At 62.1% G+C, this 402-nt stretch carries 1 protein-coding gene; it reads left to right on the top strand.

Going from position 1 to position 402, the window contains the following annotated elements; all coding sequences use genetic code 11:
- Positions 1–150 precede the first annotated feature (150 nt).
- Positions 151–402: hypothetical protein (locus tag AB4Y92_RS26235; protein WP_441822285.1), on the top strand; the 252-nt coding region annotated here is incomplete at its 3' end.

The following is a 402-nucleotide window of genomic DNA, read 5'->3' as shown; positions in this document are numbered from 1 at the left end:
AGATGGCCCTGTACATGTTGGTGCGAGGTGGGCTGCCAGAGGAGCGCGTGGCTCGCGTTGAAGGACATGCTGACCGCGATCCGCTCAACGCCAAGGACCTCAATGCGAATGAGAACCGGCGCATTGAGATTTTGATCCAGGAGTAGCGGCGTGTCGTCACCTCGGATCTCACTCCTCGCGGGGGCGGTGCTGRGCCTTTTCGGGACTGCATCCGCCCAGGAGCTCGACGCAAATTTCAAGCCGCTGCCCATAACGGCGCGGCCCGCTGTCGAGATCGTGAGGACGCTTCAGCTCCTTCAGGACCAGGTGGCCACGGGCTCAGTCGAAGCCCATGCGAGCCAGCGGGGGCTCCTCGGAATTCTTGAAAGCCGCCTTGTCGATCTCGATGCATCTGCGTGGAAC

The organism is Lysobacter sp. TAB13 (assembly GCF_052113885.1).
Lineage (GTDB): Bacteria > Pseudomonadota > Gammaproteobacteria > Xanthomonadales > Xanthomonadaceae > Lysobacter > Lysobacter gummosus.
Note: the sequence above shows the minus strand (reverse complement) of the source record. Positions and strands in the feature narration are given on the sequence as shown.